The following is a 17,626-nucleotide window of genomic DNA, read 5'->3' as shown; positions in this document are numbered from 1 at the left end:
TTTATTAGATTGCCTATTTGTTTTTTAACAGAAAATACAAGTAATATTTTGACTATATGTACAGAGAAGACCAGAACCTCCTGGATTTGGATCAATAATTGGACAACCTTCTGTAGGACATGCATTAGAACCAGTAGGAGGACAAAGGTTACAATTTGTCTCATGTATTGATTTTTCTTTTCCCCCAATAATTTTATTAGAATTATTCAACTCAGAAATAGTACTCTTTTTTAAGCTTAATTTACTTAAATTCTTTTTTTTCATAATTTAAAAGTTTTACATTCGTTGATACTATCAATGAAACGTAAGAAAAAACTTTATATTGTAGGTTTTTACATTAATTCAACATTATAATGATCAAACAAGGAAACATCGTAGACATTCTAAATAAAAGAATCTACAAAGGAGAAATTCACGTGGAAAACGGTAAGATTGTAAATATTCTTGAAAAAGAACACAACATTGAAAATTACATCATTCCTGGTTTTGTTGATGCACATATTCATATTGAAAGTTCAATGTTAGTTCCTTCTGAGTTTGCACGTTTGGCAGTATTGCATGGAACCGTTGCTACCGTTTCTGATCCGCACGAAATTGCCAATGTATTAGGAAAAGCAGGTGTTGAGTTTATGATTGAAAATGGTAAAAAAGTGCCGTTTAAGTTCAACTTTGGCGCGCCATCTTGTGTGCCAGCAACCAGTTTTGAATCTGCTGGAGCAATCATTGATTCAGATGATATCAAAGAATTGTTAGCAAAGCCAGAAATAAAATATTTGGCTGAAATGATGAACTATCCAGGTGTATTGTTTGATGATGCCGAAGTAATGAAAAAAATAGCTTGGGCAAAACATTTCAACAAACCAGTTGATGGACATGCGCCAGGTTTACGAGGCGACGACATTTCAACATACATTGCTGCAGGAATTTCTACCGATCATGAATGTTTTACCTATGATGAAGCCTTAGAAAAGTTGCAAAAAGGAATGAAAGTCATCATCCGTGAAGGAAGTGCCGCTAAAAACTTTGAAGCGTTAATTCCTTTGTTAGATGAGCATTACAATGAAATGATGTTTTGTTCAGATGACAAACATCCGGATGATTTAGTGGTTGGACATATTAACGACTTGTGCGCACGTGCTGTTGCAAAAGGGAACGATGTGTTTAAAGTATTGCAATCGGCTTGTATAAATCCTGTGAAGCATTACAATCTAGCTGTTGGACAATTACAATTGAATGATGTTGCCGATTTTGTAGTGTTAGAAGATTTGAAAAATTTCAACGTATTGGAAACGTACATCAACGGAATTTGTGTGGCTTCACATGGAAATTCACACATTGAAAGTGTTCCATTCGAAATTCTGAATAATTTTAATACATCTAAAAAAGAAGTTGCTGATTTTCAGGTACAAGCGACTAAGAATCAAATTCGTGTTATAGAAGCGTTGGATGGTGAATTGGTTACCAACGAACTAATTCTTGACAATTTAATTCAAGATGGAAATTTAGTTTCAAACACAAAAGAAGATATTCTAAAAATGACGGTTGTTAATCGTTACAATAACGATTCGCCAGCAATGGCATTTATCAAAAATTTCGGATTGAAAGAAGGCGCGATTGCTTCTTCTGTCGGACACGATTCACATAATATAATTGCCGTTGGAGTTTCCGATGAAGCCATTTGCAAAGCCGTCAATCTCTTGATTGAAAACAAAGGTGGAATTTGTGCCGTTTCCAACGCATCTCAAAAAGTTGTTTCTTTACCAGTTGCAGGAATTATGAGTGCAAAAACAGGTTGGGAAATAGGTAAGGATTACGCTGAGTTAGACAAATTAGCCAAAGCAATGGGAAGCACTTTATGCGCACCGTATATGACTTTATCATTTATGGCATTGTTGGTAATTCCGTCACTGAAACTAAGTGATAAGGGATTATTCAACGGAACTACTTTTGAATTTACTTCATTGGAAGTGTAATGTTCAAATGTTCACGATTGTACTCGAATTGACGATTTTTATCAAAATGCAAACGGATTAATCCATATCAAACTTACATTAATATAGATTTCTGCCTTCACAGGAAATGAAAACGATGTTAGCGAGCTTTTACCGCGCCAATACCGAGCGTAAAACGGTAACCAACTTGTAGTTGGAAAAACGAGTCGCTTCCTGAGCTAATATCTCTGATACTTTTCATCCGAAGAAATACAGATTGCGATCGGTCTAATCCTGGATAATAGAAAATTTCGGCTTTTACAGCTTGTGTTTTCAATCGACTTGGATCAACCAAATTAAATTCTTGATAATCGCCAATATAACTGTAAAGTTTCACTTCATATCCTAGATTTAAACCAAAATTGTTGAAACGTCGCAATTCAATTTCGGCACCCAAACCATAGCCAAGTGTTTTAAAATTTATTTGTTCCAATGCTGGATCAGCTTGTACATTGGTCACATTATAACTGAACGGAATGTATAGCGATGTCCAAAAAGGCGATTCTTTAAACAACCTAAAATTTAGGGTATTGATATCCAAGCCCATTTCAAGAGTAGAACGTTCTAAAAGGTCTAACTTTTTAGTGTCAAACTCGTATTCGCTGGTTCCTGTATTTAGCGTTGCTGCGATAAAATCTTCGTTTTCGTCAAATCGTGAATACCGTACGTATGGAGATATTTTCTTGAAATAATAAATGGCAGTTCGAGGAAAATTGAACGGATGAATAAAGAAATCTGCTTTTCCTTCTATTTGAAACAATCCATTAGCTTCATCGCCAAACAAACCTAAAAAATCTGTGTACGTTCGGATGTCCAAAACGTGTTGTAAATTATTATTATTGATAATTTGATAGCTTCTGCGTCCAGCTTTATTAAGTTCTTCCGTACTTCCAGAAGGAAACGTATATGAAACATCATCAGGCACATAGTTGCTTCCTACACTTGGATGATAATCAAGTACATCGGTATATTTTACTAACAAATGTTTTAGCGCACTTTCATTGTATATTGCCTGTCCGTCCTTGCTTACGTAATGCGAATATTCTAAAAAAGCTCTTTGGGAAGCTTTGCGCGTATAATGCAGAATGCTCACGGGTTTTGTACCTTCAAAATAAAAATGGGTATTGCCGTCTAATGATTCTAAAATTAAGCGTGTATCTACAATACCACCTTCGCGTAATTCAATTTGAATTGATTGAAACTTCGCGCCATCGGGAATTCTTTTAATCAATGAATCTTTGATCGTTTTGACCGTCTTTTTTTTAGTGTCAGAGCCCGTTACTTTCTTTGTTTCTGTTGCCCGAATTTGTCTTAACGTCAATGCGTAACTTTCATCGTCTAAATTGCTGTTGGAATCGGTTAATAATTCTTTGAACGTTTCATTTTCTTTATCAGATTTATGTCTTTCTGAATAATAAAAGTTGATGTAAGCATCATTCCCTGGTACTTCAAACTTTCCGAGATTTGTTTTACTTTCAATGCTAAATACATTTGCCAATACTTGTGTTGCGGCACTATTACTAAATAAACTATCGACAGGAACTGGATCGTTGTTGCCAATAATGATGAAGTCATTCGGATTGCGTTCAGTTTTTTCTGGAATGTACAATTTGCATTCACGTGCTTTGTATTTATTTAAGACAGAATCATGCACTTTTTCGTATGTTTTTAAATAATCTTTATACGTTGTAAAATCTGTACATTGCTTATAAATACTATCATTCCATTTTTTTGAAGAAGCTTCCAATTTCGTTTTTTGTGCTGTTTTCGCTTTGATGATAGAATCGTTGATGGTTTTGCCAATGGCATCTTTCAATTCGGCAATTTTTAAATCGATCAAATCCTTTTCATCAATTAATGTAAAAATAGCCTTTTGTTTAGCTTCCAATTTTGGTACAAAAAGACTATCAGGAATATTTTGTGCACTAAGTATCGTTACGCTGAAAAAACATAACAGTGAAAATAAAAATGGTTTCATGATAATTTGGTTGTAGTTAATGAATTAAAAATAATACTTTTTGTAAAATATAAAATACCCAATGATAAGTATTTTATTAACTTAAAGGTACATCTATCAAAAATGTCGCTCCTTTTCCAAGAGTACTGTCAATAGAAAGTGAACCATTTAGGTGTTTGATTCGTTTTTTGATATTTTCGAGTCCAATTCCGACATCTTTGCTATTGGTATAATCAAAGCCTTTTCCGTTGTCTTCTACAATAATGTTGAGGTTTTTTTCATGTTGTGTGAGCTGAATTGTCGCTTTGGTAGCTTCTGCATGTTTGATCATGTTGGTAATTAACTCCTGAATCATTCGGAAAAGTGACAATTCAAGAGAGTTTTCCAACCGATTTTCTAATCCGTATGCTATGACTTCGATATCGATTTTATTGGCGCTTTTTATCTTTGAAGTCATGTTGTTTACGGCAACTAATAATCCTTGATTGGCAATGACACCAGCGTTTTTAACGTGCGACATATTCCGTATTTTTTCATATGCTTCGCCTAGTAAAACCTTAGTTTTATCCAATGCATTTGGATTATTTTCAGAACCAATATTTTCTAAATGTAAGTTGATTGTTGCCATTAATGCACCGAGATCGTCGTGTAAATCTTCTGCGATCCGCTTGCGTTCTTTTTCTTGACCTTCAATCATAGCGTCAATACTCGCAAGTTCTTGCTCTTTGAGTAATGTAGACACTTTTTGTGCTTCTAAATCTTTGGCTTGTTCGGCAAGCAATTGTTTTTTACGTGTATTTTTTTGGATGAAATATGCGGAGATGATGACGAGGGCGAGAACTATTAAAGAAATTATGAGTTGGCTGTTTTTTCTATTTTTTTCTGCTTCATTAATAATATTAAGTTCTTCTAATCGATTTTTATCAGCAGTTAATTCTTCTGTTTTAAACTTTTTATCAATCTCAGAAATAGCAATAGACTTTTCGTATTCATTAAGAAGATCAAGATATTTTATTTTACGATTTAAGTAAAAATACGCACTGTCATACTTTTTCTGTTTTTGATAAATCTCTCCTATGAGCTCATTTATTTTTACTTTTTCAATAACGCGATCTTCAGTTACATCAATCAAATCTAATTTTTTTAATATAGATAAAGCTTTCTGATACTCTCCATTTTCTTTAAATAAAATAGCGAGATTTCCTTGATTAGATATAAGTTCTTTTTTGATGAATTTATAAGGACTTTTTTTTATTAGATTTCCAGCTATTTTATAATATTTTACGGCACTATCTTTATTTACAATGAAAAAATTATAATTTACACCTATAATATTTAGGTATTTAATTTTTAAATATTCGTTCTTACTATCTTCTATTAGACTAAATCCTTGTTTGAGTTCTTCTATATATTCTTTTTGATTTTCCCCAGCTAAATAATAGTACTTATAAAATAAATAAGTAGCTTTTTCATTTACATCATACACATAATTACTATAATCTTCTATATATTCAAGATATAAATTAGAGGAAGTTCTACTCTTATATAGAGATCTAAAAACCTTTTTATAGCTTTCACAAATAAAAATAGTATCATTTGTTTTCTTAGCAAGTGAAACAGCGTTTAAATAATTTTTTAAAACTAAAGTATCATTTATGATAGTTTTTTTTCGATATAAATCACCTAAAGTAATATGTGATAAAATACTATCTATAGAATTTTGATGATCAAATTTGATAATTTCTTTTTCAATTGAATCGATTTGTTCTTTATTTTCATCCATTAATAAATCAAGTTGCCATCTTAAATATTTAGAAGCAACCTGATTTGAGTCAAGTAATTGAATTTTTTCTTTAGAAGATACTATATCAAATACTTTCATATTTAATACTACATCATCAATCTCTTGCGAAAATATAGTTTGAGATATAGTTATTAATAGGAACGAAAGTAATTTTTTCATATTTTATTACAAATGCTATATGATATAAAATTTGCAAAAATGAGTGCCGAATCTTACAAAGTCATCGAATGATAGTTTTAATTCATTTATCGGATGATTTTTGAAGTTTTTTGGTTTGTCAAACTTAACATCTATGATATGTTCCATACTTAATTTTTCTCCACTTTTTTTTATTTGAAATTCAGTGTTTTCAGGTTTATGATTAAGCTCTGCATCAGAAGGTCTTGGATCATATTCAATATTTACTTTTATCTGATATTTATAGTTTGGATCTTTTTGGTGCTGTTGTTGATGTTGTTGTCTACAAACTGAATCACATTCTTTTGTAGTTGAGATACTTTTATACCCTGTAGCACATGTTGTACCATCTGGACAAGTGTAAACAAGTTTTGTGTGAGTAATAATAAATTTAGTTTTATTATCAAAAAAATGAAATTTACATGCAATCCCAAATTTTCTATCTAAATCTAGATGGATAAATTGATAATTAGAGTTTTCTGAATCAATAGGAAGTAAATAATCAAAATTCATAATTCAATAGTTTTTATTAAAAGTTTTTTTAAAAATCATAAGAAATCATAAAGAATTTGATACCCAATCATAGGTATTCTCAAAAACCACAATCCTAAAAAGCATATTTCTGTTCAATGGCATAACCCAATAACTCATTAGCACCTTTTAAACTGAGCTTCTGAATCATGTTTTTTCGATGTGTATCTATGGTCGATTTTGAAATAAATAGTAAATCTGCAATTTCCTGAGAAGTCTTTCGCTGTGCAATGAGTGCCAAAATTTCCTTTTCACGTCGCGATAAAATTGACTTAGAACTATTCTTAGAAACCTGTTCAATATTCAACTTGGCATCATAATACGACTTGTTGTCATACAAGGTACGAATGGCTTCCAAAACCACTTTCAAAGGCGAATTTTTCAAAATATAACCAGTCGCGCCAGCTTCTAACATTTGCCGAATGGCTTCTGCCTGATCGTACATGGTAAACGCTAAGACTTTAATATGTGGAAATTCTTTTTTGAGTTGCCGCGTTGCGATAATACCATCCATTTTTGGCATTCTAATATCGCAAATTACGACTTTGGGTTGCTTATGTCGGACAATTTTAAGCAATGATGCTCCGTCATTGGCATGTCCAACAATACGAATATCTTCTTCGTATTCCAAATACGAAATGATGCCATCAATCAATGCTTGATGATCTTCTGCAATAGCGACTGTAATCATATTTTCGGGTTCTAAAAATTTCAAACAAACTATATGCGCCGAATATAAATTATAACGATCTGGGAATCCTATTACTGTAAAAATGTGTAATAAACGTATTTATATTTTTGTAGTTTGTGATTGGTTTTCTTACAATTTACAAAAAAATGTGATAATGAAAAATAGCGGTGTTTATGAAACTATAAATTTCTTTATAATAACAATCGTAATAATGAAGAGAATAAAAACAGCTAAAATGCCCAAACTACCTTTGTAATAGCGTCTGTGAAGCTTAATGTCTTTTCTATATGCATAGATCATAATTACAGTAAAAACGATCACAAAAAAAGCGGCAAAAATTAACTGACCTGAACTAAACATAGCGTACATTTATTTTTAGCAAAATTACGAATTAAACCGCAAAACTTGTTAATAAAAGTTTCAAAATAAAATACAAATCATTCAAAATGATGCTAAATAATCAAGTATATTTCGTTTTAAAATTTACATTATCAAACCTCTAAAAAACGAATACATTGAAAAGAAGAATAGAAGCCGTTACAGAATTTCATGAAGCATTTGGTTTAGGAATCAAACACGCGCCAACAGCAGATATTGGTGAAGACAGAAATATGTTGCGTTTTAACCTTATGAAAGAAGAAAATGAAGAATATTTAGAAGCTGCACAAAATAATGACTTAGTAGAAGTCGCCGATGCATTAGGCGATATGCTATATATTTTATGTGGAACCATCATAGAACACGGAATGCAAGATAAAATCACAGAAGTCTTTGAAGAAATTCAACGTAGTAATATGAGTAAACTTGGCGCAGACGGAAAACCAATCTATCGAGAAGATGGAAAAGTCCTCAAAGGACCAAACTATTTCAAACCAAACATCGGAGGAATCTTAGAAAAATAATAGTAAAGAGAATTGAGAATTCTGAATTTGACAAAACTAACACACAAAAAAAGTGATTCAATTATGAATCACTTTTTTAATATATATTTTTAAATACGAATAAATTAATAGGTAAGTGTAACGAATAAGCAACTAAACAAAAAACAAATTGCCTTTTTCTAGCAACTAGCAACTAGCAACTAAACTTTATATCTCCAACCGTGTGGATCTTCAGAAACATTATACTGAATATTCGTTAATTTCTCCTTAAACAAAGAAGCATATGAGTTTTCCAATTTTGGTAACTCAAACTCATCACCAGCATGTTCAAATCCTGCAATCGGATTAATCACGGCAGCAGTTCCTGCTCCAAAAATTTCTTTCAAAGTTCCGTTCTTGGCAGCTTCCTTAATCTCCGCAACAGTTACACGACGAACTTCAATATCTATATCATTATCTTTTGCTAACTGTATCACACACTTACGTGTAATTCCATCCAAAATTCGATCATTATTGGGTGCGGTCAGCAACGTATCGCCAACTCTAAAGAAAATATTCATCGTTCCAGCTTCTTCCAAATACTCATGCGAATTTGCGTCTGTCCAGATAATTTGCTGATATCCTTTAGCATGTGCTAAACTTGTTGGGTAAAACTGCGCTCCATAATTTCCAGCAGCTTTTGCAAATCCAACACCACCATCCGCAGCTCTACTAAACTTTTCAGCAAACAAAACTTTCACTTCTCCTGCATAATACGATTGTGCAGGCGAGCAAATAATCATAAACTTATACGAATTTGATGGCGAAGCAGAAATAGCTTCTTCAGTAGCGATTACAAAAGGACGAATATACAATGAATTCCCTTTTCCTTTCTGAATCCACTCTTTCTCTAACTGTAACAACTGTGTCAATCCTGCAAAGAAAAAATCCTTTGGAAAATCAGGAATTGCCATACGATGTGATGACTTATTAATACGATTAAAATTATCTTCCGGACGAAACAACCAAATCTGATCGTCTTCATCTTTAAAAGCTTTCATTCCTTCAAAAACAGCTTGACCATAATGAAAAACACGTGCAGAAGGCGCAATTGTAAGTGGTTGGTAAGGCATAATTTCAGGTGTTTGCCAAACGCCATCCACATAATCGCAAACAAACATATGATCGGTGAATACTTTTCCAAATGTCAAATCATTAAAATCTACATTTTTTATGTTTGACTCAGAAACTTTAGAAATTTTTATATCAATTGAAAGGTCACTCATCATATAATTGTTAATTTTGTGCAAAGTTACAAATAATTAGTTTTAAAAAAATCTTAATTTTGAACAAAATATTGTTGATAAAATCAAGAATTCATAATAAAACACTGATAATTTTAAGAAAAATTTAATAAAAATGAAGAAACTAGCACTTTTAGGATTTGCTTTATTAGCATTCGTTGCATGTAAAGACGCAAAAAATAACGAGAAAACAACCGAAAAAACGGAAGAAGTAAAAAGTCAAGACATGGCATATGCTTCTTTTGGAGATAAAATTGACGCCAAAAATGTATTGACCACTGCGGAAATCAATGAAAAATACAGCGGTATGAAAGTTGGCGATACATTAGATGTAAAATTTGCCTCAAAAATCAACTCTGTATGTTCTAAAAAAGGATGCTGGATGCGTTTAGACCTTGGCGAAGAAAAAGAAGTCATGGTAAAATTTAAAGACTACGGATTCTTTATGCCGCTTGACGCAGAAGGAGAAGTAATTGTAAATGGAAAAGCATTTGTTCAAGAAACTTCTGTTGACGAATTAAAACACTATGCAGAAGACGCTGGAAAATCAGCCGAAGAAATAGCTGCCATCACAGCGCCAAAAAAGACACTCTCGTTTGTAGCTGATGGAGTTTTGCTGAAAAACTAAGCTTGAAACGAAAAATAATTTTGACCAAAGATGGATCTACAACGATTCATCTAGAAGATTGGAATGAACAATATCATTCCACCAATGGTGCCATTCAAGAAGCCATGCACGTTTTCATAAAAACTGGCTTACAGCACACAAAAAATACATTCAATCCTGATCAAATTCACATTCTCGAAATTGGATTTGGTACAGGATTGAATGCTTTTGTAACCTATTTAGAAGCAAAAAAACACAACTTTCACATCAACTATCACGGTGTGGAAGCCTATCCTGTCGCTTCCGCAGAAATAACTCAGCTCAATTACACACAAGAACTCAAAGCAGAAAATGAGCGCGATACGTTTGAACAAATGCATGCTTGCGAATGGGGAAAAGAAACGATACTTGCGGACAACTTCAAACTTACCAAAAGACAGCAGTTTTTTTCTGAAATAAACGATCAAGAACAATTCAATCTTATCTACTTTGATGCGTTTGGCGCTCGCGTACAACCTGAATTATGGTCAGTTGAAATCTTCAAAAAAATGTATGAAGCATTACAAAAAAACGGTGTTTTAGTAACCTATGCAGCAAAAGGAAGTGTCCGACGTGCCATGCAAGAAGTCGGCTTCAATGTAGAACGCTTACCAGGTCCGCCAGGCAAACGCGAAATGCTGCGCGCCACAAAAATTAACTAATATTTAGGATTCTAAATACTGCTTAACTCCTTAAATCTGTTCTTTTTAACGTATTTTTACAACGAAGAAGAAAACTAAAATCCCATGAAAATACTCATCTGTGGCGCAACAGGATTAATTGGTTCGGCATTAACTGAATTGTGTATTCAAAAAAACCATACGATTCATTACCTCACAACACGTAAAAACAAAATCGAGCAATCAGCACACAAAAAAGGATTTCATTGGAATCCCGCTGAAGGCGAAATTGACACTGATTGTTTTGAAGGAGTAGAAGCCATCATAAACCTTTCGGGAGCCAACATTGCCAAACGTTGGACAGAAACTTACAAAGAAGAAATTCTCAATAGTCGTGTGGATACGGCAAACATTTTGTTCAAATCGCTTCGGAATATGGAGCACAATACGGTAAAACACTACATTTCGGCTTCTGGAACAGCAATCTATCCGAGTTCTCTTGAAAAACTATATACCGAAGACATCGAAAACGGAGCAACAGATTTCTTAGGAAAAGTCGTAAAACAATGGGAATTGCACGCAAATCAATTCAAATCGCTTGAAATTCCAGTAACAATCTTACGTACAGGATTGGTCTTCTCAGAAAAAGGAGGCGTTTTAGTAGAAATGGCAAAACCTGTTAAATATGGAGTTGGCGCTGCAATTGGTTCTGGGAAGCAATGGCAATCGTGGATTCATATAGACGATATTGCACGTGCATATCTTCATGTAGTCACAGAAAAAATCACAGGAGTTTTCAATGCTGTTGCGCCAAATCCGACCACAAACAAACTACTTACAAAAGAAATTGCCTCAGTATTAGGAAAACCATTCTTCTTGCCAAACGTACCTAAATTTATGCTAAAACTAATTTTGGGCGAAATGAGTACGTTGCTATTTTCAAGTCAGCAAGTTAGTTCAGAAAAAATACAAGAAACAGGTTTCAAATTTAGCTATCCGATACTCAATCCTGCGTTGGAAAATTTACTCAAAAAATAAACCGACACGAAGTCGGTTTATCTTACTAAAATATATGTTGTTTACAATTACTTTTTCGTAGCTGTCAAGCTTACAGATAATTCCACATCATCACTAATAGCTCTATCTTTTACCGTATCAGCTAATGAAGAAGATCCGTATGTCATTCCAAAATCAGCTCTGTTGATTGTAAATACTTCACTCTTAATCATTGCTGTATCGCCGTTTTGAGAAACCGTTGCAGGAAAAGAAATATTCTTCTTTACACCTTTTAAGGTCAAATTTCCTTCAATCATAGTTTTTCCATCTTGCTCACTTACGCCAGTAACTGAAAAAGCAGCACTTCCATGTTGTTCGGCATCAAAAAAGTCTCCAGACAATAAATGTCCTTTCAACTTTCCGTTTCCTTCATCCTCAGCAGGAATATCCAAAACTTTCAAAGAAGAAATATCAATAATGAAATTTCCACTTTCAAGTGCGCCATCTTTCATAGCAAATGTTCCTGAAGATACATCCATCGTTCCATTATGACTTCCGCCAATAACTTTTGAACCTTTCCAAGTTACGGTTGTATTTGCAGTATCAACCTTGTACTTTACAGCTTCTGAAGTAGTAGTTTTCTCTGTTTTTGCCGCTTCAGCATCTGTTTCATTCTTCTTTTCTCCTTTACAAGAAATAGCAAACGTAGTAACAGTTGCTATTAAAATCATACTTAAAAATCTCTTTTTCATCAATATTGGTTTTTATAGATTAAAAATTGAAATGTAAATTTACTAAATGTTTAGGTTTATTTTAGAAAAAGTAAACAAAAATATTTTTGATGACATTTTGACATTTTTCCATAAATGGCAGTACTTTTGCAAACTATTAATAGAAATAATTAAAATTTTTTGGACATATCATCATGAGCAAAAAAAAGGACAATACAGTAGAAAAAGAGCAAGAAGTTGTACAACCAGAAGCTGCTAAAGCGGAAGAAACAACTGTTGAAGAAACTACAGAAACAACAGCAGAAGTAACTGTTGAAGAACAATTAAAAGAAGATTTAGCTAAAGAAAAAGACAAATTTTTACGTCTATTTGCTGAATTTGAAAATTATAAAAAAAGAACGAGCAAAGAACGTCTTGAATTATTCAAAACGGCAAGTAAAGATGTGGTTGTTGCCATGTTGCCAGTTTTAGACGATTTTGACAGAGCTTTGGCAGAAATAGCCAAAACAGATGCCGAAGATGTGAAAAAAGGTGTGGAATTGATTAGCAACAAGCTAAGAGAAACACTAAAAGCAAAAGGTTTAGGAGAAGTTGAAGTAAAAGCTGGAGACAAATTTGATGCGGAAGATCATGAAGCCGTAACACAAATTCCTGCGCCAACTGACGACATGAAAGGAAAAATCATTGATGTTCTTGAAAAAGGATACACGTTAGGCGAAAAAATAATTCGATATCCTAAAGTAGTTGTTGGACAATAACTTAAAAAAAGACCTTAAGTTGTTGACCACAACGCACAATCTTTTTGAAACAAGCAAAGTAAAATGAAACAAGATTATTACGAAATATTAGGAATAAGCAAAGGAGCTTCCGCTGCGGAGATAAAAAAAGCATATCGTAAAAAAGCTATTCAATACCATCCTGATAAAAATCCAGATGACAAAGAAGCTGAGGAAATGTTTAAAAAAGCAGCCGAAGCATATGAGGTTTTGAGTGATGACAACAAAAAAGCACGCTATGACCAGTATGGACATGCAGCCTTTGATGGCGCTGGCGGTTTTGGCGGTGGCGGCTTTGGTGGCGGCATGAATATGGACGACATCTTTAGTCAGTTTGGAGATATCTTTGGCGGTGCTTTCGGTGGCGGCGGTGGCGGATTTAGCGGCTTTGGCGGCGGCGGAAGACAACGACGCGTAAAAGGAGGTAACCTAAGAATTCGTGTAAAACTTTCGTTGGAAGAAATTGCAAATGGTGTTGAAAAGAAAGTAAAAGTTAGAAGAAAAGTTCAAGCACCTGGCGTAAGCTACAAAACCTGTGAAACGTGTAATGGTTCTGGTCAAATGACCCGAATTACAAACACAATACTCGGTAGAATGCAAACGTCGACAACATGTAGTACATGTGGCGGCGCAGGACAAACAATAAGCAAAAAACCTGCGGATGCAGATGCACATGGTTTAAAAGTTTCAGAAGAAACTGTAGCAATTCAAATTCCAGCAGGAGTTGAAGAAGGAATGCAGCTAAAAGTTGCAGGAAAAGGAAACGAAGCACCTGGTAATGGAATCTCAGGAGATTTACTGGTTGCTATTGAAGAAAAAGAACACGAATTCTTAAAACGAGAAGGCGATAATTTACACTACGACTTATACATTAGTTTCTCAGAAGCTGCCTTAGGAAGCTCAAAAGAGATCGATACGGTGACAGGAAAAGTGAGAATTAAAGTTGAATCAGGAGTACAGTCTGGAAAAATATTACGACTGCGCGGAAAAGGAATTCCAAGTATAAACGGATACGGAAAAGGAGATTTATTAGTTCATATCAACGTCTGGACCCCGAAAACATTGACAAAAGAGCAAAAGAGCTTCTTTGAAAAAATGGCAGGAGAGGAAAATTTTGTACCGAGTCCAGAGAAAAGTGACAAATCATTTTTTGAAAAAGTCAAAGACATGTTTTCGTAATTCTTTTGGTATTACGAAAAAAAAACTATCTTTGATAAGTTACTGACCGTAACAGGTCGGTAATTTTTTCTTTTTCATAGCAATTTTTTCCCATCCTTGATACCTATTAAGGGTGGGTTTTGTATTTTATACACTACTGTTTTTTGAAATAAACACAAGAAAATTCAAAATAAACTGTTGTGTCCACAATGCTAAAAATTGAAATTCCAAACCAATATTCTTTTATTTAACACCTAATTGTAACAAAATATACAAGTACGTTACTTATATAAAAAAACTTTCATGAGTTCAATTTTACAAGCCAAAGATGTCATAAAAAAGTATGGCGACTACACTGCTTTAAACAAAGTTTCTATTGATGTCCCAAAAGGAAGTATTTTTGGACTTCTTGGTCCAAATGGCGCTGGAAAAACATCATTAATTCGAATCATAAACCAAATTACCGCACCTGACGCTGGCGAAGTGTTACTAGACGGAGAAGCCTTGCAACAATTTCATATCAAAGATATTGGATATATGCCCGAAGAACGCGGTTTGTATAAATCTATGAAAGTTGGAGAACAAGCATTGTACTTAGCACAATTAAAAGGATTGAGTAAATCTGAAGCAAAAATGCGTTTGCAATACTGGTTTGAAAAATTTGAAATTACCGATTGGTGGAACAAAAAAATTCAAGAACTTTCCAAAGGAATGGCGCAAAAAATACAATTTGTCGTAACCGTTTTGCATCAACCGAAACTCTTAATTTTCGACGAACCGTTTAGTGGTTTCGATCCAATCAATGCCAACATTATAAAAGACGAAATTTTACAACTGCGCGATGAAGGCGCTACCGTAATTTTTTCGACACATCGAATGGAATCTGTAGAGGAAATGTGCGATCATATTGCGTTAATTCACAAATCGAACAAAGTACTAGACGGAAAACTCATAGACGTGAAGCGTCAATACAAAAGCAATACGTATCAAGTTGGGATCGCTTCCGCAGATAATAGCACGCTCAGACAAACACTTAACGATAAGTTTGAATTATCAGATGCAAACTTCAAATCTATTGATGACGATTTAAAAGTAAACATCAAACTGAAAAATGGAGATACATCCAACGATTTATTATCCTATTTAACTTCCAAAGGAAACGTCAATCATTTTGTAGAAGTTATTCCAAGTGTAAACGATATTTTTATTCAAACTGTAGAAAACAATAATTAGGCTATGAATCACTTACCACTAATTATCAAAAGAGAATATTTAACGAAAGTTAGAAACAAATCATTCATCATAATGACATTTTTAAGTCCATTAATCATGATTGGTTTAGGAACCTTAATTTTCTACCTAACACAGTTAAACAGTAGCAAAGAACGTACAATTTCTATCTTGGATGAAACTGGAAAAGTTGCGAGTATATTTACAAATAGCGAAGATTCTAATACAAAATACAATATCCTAACGGGAATTACGCTTGAAGAAGCCAAAAAGCTGGTAGAAGCTAAGGAAGAATATGGTTTACTGCACATTGCGCCGCAAGCGGATATCAAAGACATTTCTACACATATAAAATTCTTTTCAGAAGATTCTCCATCGGTTACTTTTATATCACGGCTGGAACGAAAACTTGGAAAAAAACTCACAGATGAAGCTTTTCTGAATAATGGCGTCGACATTGCTTTGGTCAACGATTCAAAGATGGACGTAACAATTATGCAAGAAAGTTTTACAGGCGAACGTTCCTCAAAATACGTCAACTATTCCAAATTAGGTTTCGGATTGGCCGCAGGTTATCTACTTTTCATGTTCATCATTATCTATGGAAATATGATTATGAGAAGTGTCATTGAAGAAAAAACAAACCGAATTATTGAGGTCATTATTTCTTCTGTAAAACCTGTACAATTGCTCATGGGAAAAATCATTGGGACTTCACTAGCAGGCGTTACTCAATTTATCATGTGGGTTATTTTAGGAGGAATTGCTATTGTTGTTTTTTCTGCAATCTTTGGAGTTGATCTAATGGCCGCACAAGCACAAGTGATGGAACAACAAGGCACTTTGCAACAAGCTTCTGAGTTATCTGCGGAGGTAAAAATTGCAGAAATCTTTCAAAGTTTACCGCTTGGAAACTTAGTCGTAGCTTTCTTTATCTTTTTCATTGGTGGATATTTACTATATAGTTCGTTATACGCAGCCATTGGCGCAGCGGTAGATAACGAAACTGATACGCAACAATTTATGATGCCAATCATTATGCCGCTAGTATTAGCCGTATATGTTGGAGGATTTACCGTATTAGAAGATCCACATGGCGTAGTTGCTACCGTATTTTCATATATTCCGTTTACATCGCCTGTAGTAATGTTGATGCGAATTCCGTTTGGAGTACCAATTTGGCAACAATTACTTTCAGTTGCCATATTATATATTACCTTTACAGGAACTGTTTGGTTTGCTTCAAAAATATACCGTGTTGGAATTTTAATGTACGGTAAAAAACCAAGCTACAAGGAAATATTTAAGTGGCTAAAATACTAAATGGAAGAACTCAATAACATACTTAACCAATCTTTTGAACTCACCAAAGAGATTGAAATTAGCGTTAAAAGTATTTTAATTCTTTTATCTGTTCTATTCATTGCGAATGTAATCATAAAGCTGTTTCAACGTTTGGTAACGAAAAAGCTAAACGAAGACGGAAAATTAAAATTCAGAGCCGTCTTTTCATATACAAGATGGTTTACTTATGTAGTGATTGTCCTAATTACGTTAAATGCAGTTGGTGTCAATGTTACAGGAATTTTTGCCGCTTCCGCCGCTTTACTAATCGGAATTGGTTTAGCACTACAAACCTTATTTCAAGACATCATTTCAGGAATTTTTATTCTCATAGATCAAACGGTATTTGTAGGTGACATCATTGAAATAGAAGGTAAAGTTGGTCGTGTAGAAGAAATAAAACTCAGAACGACAAGAGCTGTCACTATTGACAACAAAGTACTGATCATTCCGAATCATTTATACCTGACCAATAGTTTGTACAATTGGACACAAAATGGCGTAACTACACGCGAAAGTATTACGGTTGGTGTTGCGTATGGAAGTGATGTAAACTTGGTAAAGAAACTACTAATTCAAGCCGCAACAAATCATAAAGAAGTAATAAAAAATCCAGAACCCACAGTGCTTTTTACTAACTTTGGAGATAGCTCTCTTGATTTCAAATTGGTATTTACTGTCATGGATAGTTTTAAAGCATTTGTAGTGGAAAGCGACTTGCGATTTGAAGTTGATACATTATTTAGAGAGAATGATATAAAAATTCCATTTCCACAAAGAGATATTCATATTATAGAAAATAAGAAATAA

Annotated in this window: 17 protein-coding genes; 10 read left to right on the top strand and 7 right to left on the bottom strand. The window is 33.8% G+C overall.

What is annotated here, in order from left to right; genetic code table 11:
* Positions 1–24: 24 nt before the first annotated feature.
* Positions 25–264: a class I lanthipeptide gene (locus AA089_RS12920; RefSeq protein ID WP_046757378.1), complete on the bottom strand. Its 240-nt coding sequence runs from the start codon at positions 262–264 to the stop codon at positions 25–27.
* A gap of 89 nt (positions 265–353) precedes the next feature.
* On the opposite strand from AA089_RS12920, the gene ade reads away from it, so the two are divergent.
* Positions 354–1,973 (top strand): adenine deaminase, encoded by a 1,620-nt coding sequence (gene ade / locus AA089_RS12915; protein WP_046757377.1) that lies wholly within the window; start codon positions 354–356, stop codon positions 1,971–1,973.
* 118 nt (positions 1,974–2,091) lie between these two features.
* On the opposite strand, the gene AA089_RS12910 is transcribed toward ade, so the two are convergent.
* From AA089_RS12910 to AA089_RS12895, 4 genes are all read right to left on the bottom strand, one after another.
* The gene (locus AA089_RS12910; protein WP_046757376.1) at positions 2,092–3,969 is read right to left on the bottom strand and encodes a hypothetical protein; all 1,878 of its coding nucleotides are present in this window, start codon (positions 3,967–3,969) and stop codon (positions 2,092–2,094) included.
* Between the two features lie 76 nt (positions 3,970–4,045).
* A complete protein-coding gene (locus AA089_RS12905) occupies positions 4,046–5,911 on the bottom strand; it encodes a sensor histidine kinase (RefSeq protein ID WP_046757375.1) in 1,866 nt (621 codons plus the stop codon).
* Between the two features lie 15 nt (positions 5,912–5,926).
* Complete coding sequence (locus AA089_RS12900; protein ID WP_046757374.1) at positions 5,927–6,442, bottom strand: hypothetical protein; 516 nt, start codon at positions 6,440–6,442, stop codon at positions 5,927–5,929.
* Between the two features lie 94 nt (positions 6,443–6,536).
* Complete coding sequence (locus tag AA089_RS12895; RefSeq protein ID WP_046757373.1) at positions 6,537–7,151, bottom strand: response regulator; 615 nt, start codon at positions 7,149–7,151, stop codon at positions 6,537–6,539.
* 515 nt (positions 7,152–7,666) lie between these two features.
* On the opposite strand from AA089_RS12895, the gene AA089_RS12885 reads away from it, so the two are divergent.
* The gene (locus AA089_RS12885) at positions 7,667–8,053 is read left to right on the top strand and encodes a pyrophosphohydrolase domain-containing protein (RefSeq protein ID WP_046757372.1); all 387 of its coding nucleotides are present in this window, start codon (positions 7,667–7,669) and stop codon (positions 8,051–8,053) included.
* Between the two features lie 179 nt (positions 8,054–8,232).
* On the opposite strand, the gene AA089_RS12880 is transcribed toward AA089_RS12885, so the two are convergent.
* Positions 8,233–9,297 carry a branched-chain amino acid aminotransferase gene (locus tag AA089_RS12880; RefSeq protein WP_082113274.1) on the bottom strand — a complete coding sequence of 355 codons (1,065 nt, stop codon included), beginning with the start codon at positions 9,295–9,297 and terminating at the stop codon, positions 8,233–8,235.
* 133 nt (positions 9,298–9,430) lie between these two features.
* Between AA089_RS12880 and AA089_RS12875 the strand changes: the two genes are divergently transcribed.
* The 3 genes from AA089_RS12875 (at position 9,431) to AA089_RS12865 (ending at position 11,619) form a co-directional block, all read left to right on the top strand.
* Entirely contained in the window at positions 9,431–9,943 is a 513-nt protein-coding gene (locus AA089_RS12875; protein WP_046757370.1) for a DUF4920 domain-containing protein, read from the top strand.
* 2 nt (positions 9,944–9,945) lie between these two features.
* Complete coding sequence (gene mnmD / locus AA089_RS12870) at positions 9,946–10,623, top strand: tRNA (5-methylaminomethyl-2-thiouridine)(34)-methyltransferase MnmD (protein ID WP_046757369.1); 678 nt, start codon at positions 9,946–9,948, stop codon at positions 10,621–10,623.
* Positions 10,624–10,707: 84 nt separating this feature from the next.
* Entirely contained in the window at positions 10,708–11,619 is a 912-nt protein-coding gene (locus AA089_RS12865) for a TIGR01777 family oxidoreductase (RefSeq protein ID WP_046757368.1), read from the top strand.
* A gap of 47 nt (positions 11,620–11,666) precedes the next feature.
* On the opposite strand, the gene AA089_RS12860 is transcribed toward AA089_RS12865, so the two are convergent.
* Positions 11,667–12,329 (bottom strand): YceI family protein, encoded by a 663-nt coding sequence (locus AA089_RS12860; RefSeq protein ID WP_046757367.1) that lies wholly within the window; start codon positions 12,327–12,329, stop codon positions 11,667–11,669.
* 173 nt (positions 12,330–12,502) lie between these two features.
* Here AA089_RS12860 and AA089_RS12855 point away from each other — a divergent pair, with 173 nt between their 5' ends.
* From AA089_RS12855 to AA089_RS24760, 5 genes are all read left to right on the top strand, one after another.
* Positions 12,503–13,066, top strand: a complete 564-nt coding sequence (locus AA089_RS12855) for a nucleotide exchange factor GrpE (RefSeq protein WP_046757366.1) — start codon at positions 12,503–12,505, stop codon at positions 13,064–13,066.
* 63 nt (positions 13,067–13,129) lie between these two features.
* Entirely contained in the window at positions 13,130–14,263 is a 1,134-nt protein-coding gene (gene dnaJ / locus AA089_RS12850; RefSeq protein ID WP_046757365.1) for a molecular chaperone DnaJ, read from the top strand.
* A 282-nt stretch (positions 14,264–14,545) separates the two neighbouring features.
* Positions 14,546–15,475 carry an ABC transporter ATP-binding protein gene (locus tag AA089_RS12845; protein ID WP_046757364.1) on the top strand — a complete coding sequence of 310 codons (930 nt, stop codon included), beginning with the start codon at positions 14,546–14,548 and terminating at the stop codon, positions 15,473–15,475.
* A 3-nt stretch (positions 15,476–15,478) separates the two neighbouring features.
* Positions 15,479–16,795, top strand: a complete 1,317-nt coding sequence (locus tag AA089_RS24765; RefSeq protein ID WP_046757363.1) for an ABC transporter permease — start codon at positions 15,479–15,481, stop codon at positions 16,793–16,795.
* Complete coding sequence (locus AA089_RS24760) at positions 16,796–17,626, top strand: mechanosensitive ion channel family protein (protein ID WP_046757362.1); 831 nt, start codon at positions 16,796–16,798, stop codon at positions 17,624–17,626.

It is taken from the genome of Kordia jejudonensis, assembly GCF_001005315.1.
In the GTDB taxonomy this organism is placed as follows: domain Bacteria; phylum Bacteroidota; class Bacteroidia; order Flavobacteriales; family Flavobacteriaceae; genus Kordia; species Kordia jejudonensis.
This window is presented reverse-complemented; position numbering and strand designations above follow the sequence as displayed.

What these genes read in the sequence shown, in the direction of transcription:
- AA089_RS24765 (WP_046757363.1), top strand. Translation starts at nt 15,479, where the DNA reads ATGAATCACTTACCACTAATTATCAAAAGAGAATATTTAACGAAAGTT.
- AA089_RS12905 (WP_046757375.1), bottom strand. Translation starts at nt 5,911, where the DNA reads ATGAAAAAATTACTTTCGTTCCTATTAATAACTATATCTCAAACTATA.
- AA089_RS12900 (WP_046757374.1), bottom strand. Translation starts at nt 6,442, where the DNA reads ATGAATTTTGATTATTTACTTCCTATTGATTCAGAAAACTCTAATTAT.
- AA089_RS12920 (WP_046757378.1), bottom strand. Translation starts at nt 264, where the DNA reads ATGAAAAAAAAGAATTTAAGTAAATTAAGCTTAAAAAAGAGTACTATT.
- AA089_RS12860 (WP_046757367.1), bottom strand. Translation starts at nt 12,329, where the DNA reads ATGAAAAAGAGATTTTTAAGTATGATTTTAATAGCAACTGTTACTACG.
- AA089_RS12895 (WP_046757373.1), bottom strand. Translation starts at nt 7,151, where the DNA reads ATGATTACAGTCGCTATTGCAGAAGATCATCAAGCATTGATTGATGGC.
- dnaJ (WP_046757365.1), top strand. Translation starts at nt 13,130, where the DNA reads ATGAAACAAGATTATTACGAAATATTAGGAATAAGCAAAGGAGCTTCC.
- AA089_RS12855 (WP_046757366.1), top strand. Translation starts at nt 12,503, where the DNA reads ATGAGCAAAAAAAAGGACAATACAGTAGAAAAAGAGCAAGAAGTTGTA.
- AA089_RS12910 (WP_046757376.1), bottom strand. Translation starts at nt 3,969, where the DNA reads ATGAAACCATTTTTATTTTCACTGTTATGTTTTTTCAGCGTAACGATA.
- AA089_RS12845 (WP_046757364.1), top strand. Translation starts at nt 14,546, where the DNA reads ATGAGTTCAATTTTACAAGCCAAAGATGTCATAAAAAAGTATGGCGAC.
- AA089_RS12880 (WP_082113274.1), bottom strand. Translation starts at nt 9,297, where the DNA reads ATGAGTGACCTTTCAATTGATATAAAAATTTCTAAAGTTTCTGAGTCA.
- AA089_RS12875 (WP_046757370.1), top strand. Translation starts at nt 9,431, where the DNA reads ATGAAGAAACTAGCACTTTTAGGATTTGCTTTATTAGCATTCGTTGCA.
- ade (WP_046757377.1), top strand. Translation starts at nt 354, where the DNA reads ATGATCAAACAAGGAAACATCGTAGACATTCTAAATAAAAGAATCTAC.
- AA089_RS24760 (WP_046757362.1), top strand. Translation starts at nt 16,796, where the DNA reads ATGGAAGAACTCAATAACATACTTAACCAATCTTTTGAACTCACCAAA.
- AA089_RS12865 (WP_046757368.1), top strand. Translation starts at nt 10,708, where the DNA reads ATGAAAATACTCATCTGTGGCGCAACAGGATTAATTGGTTCGGCATTA.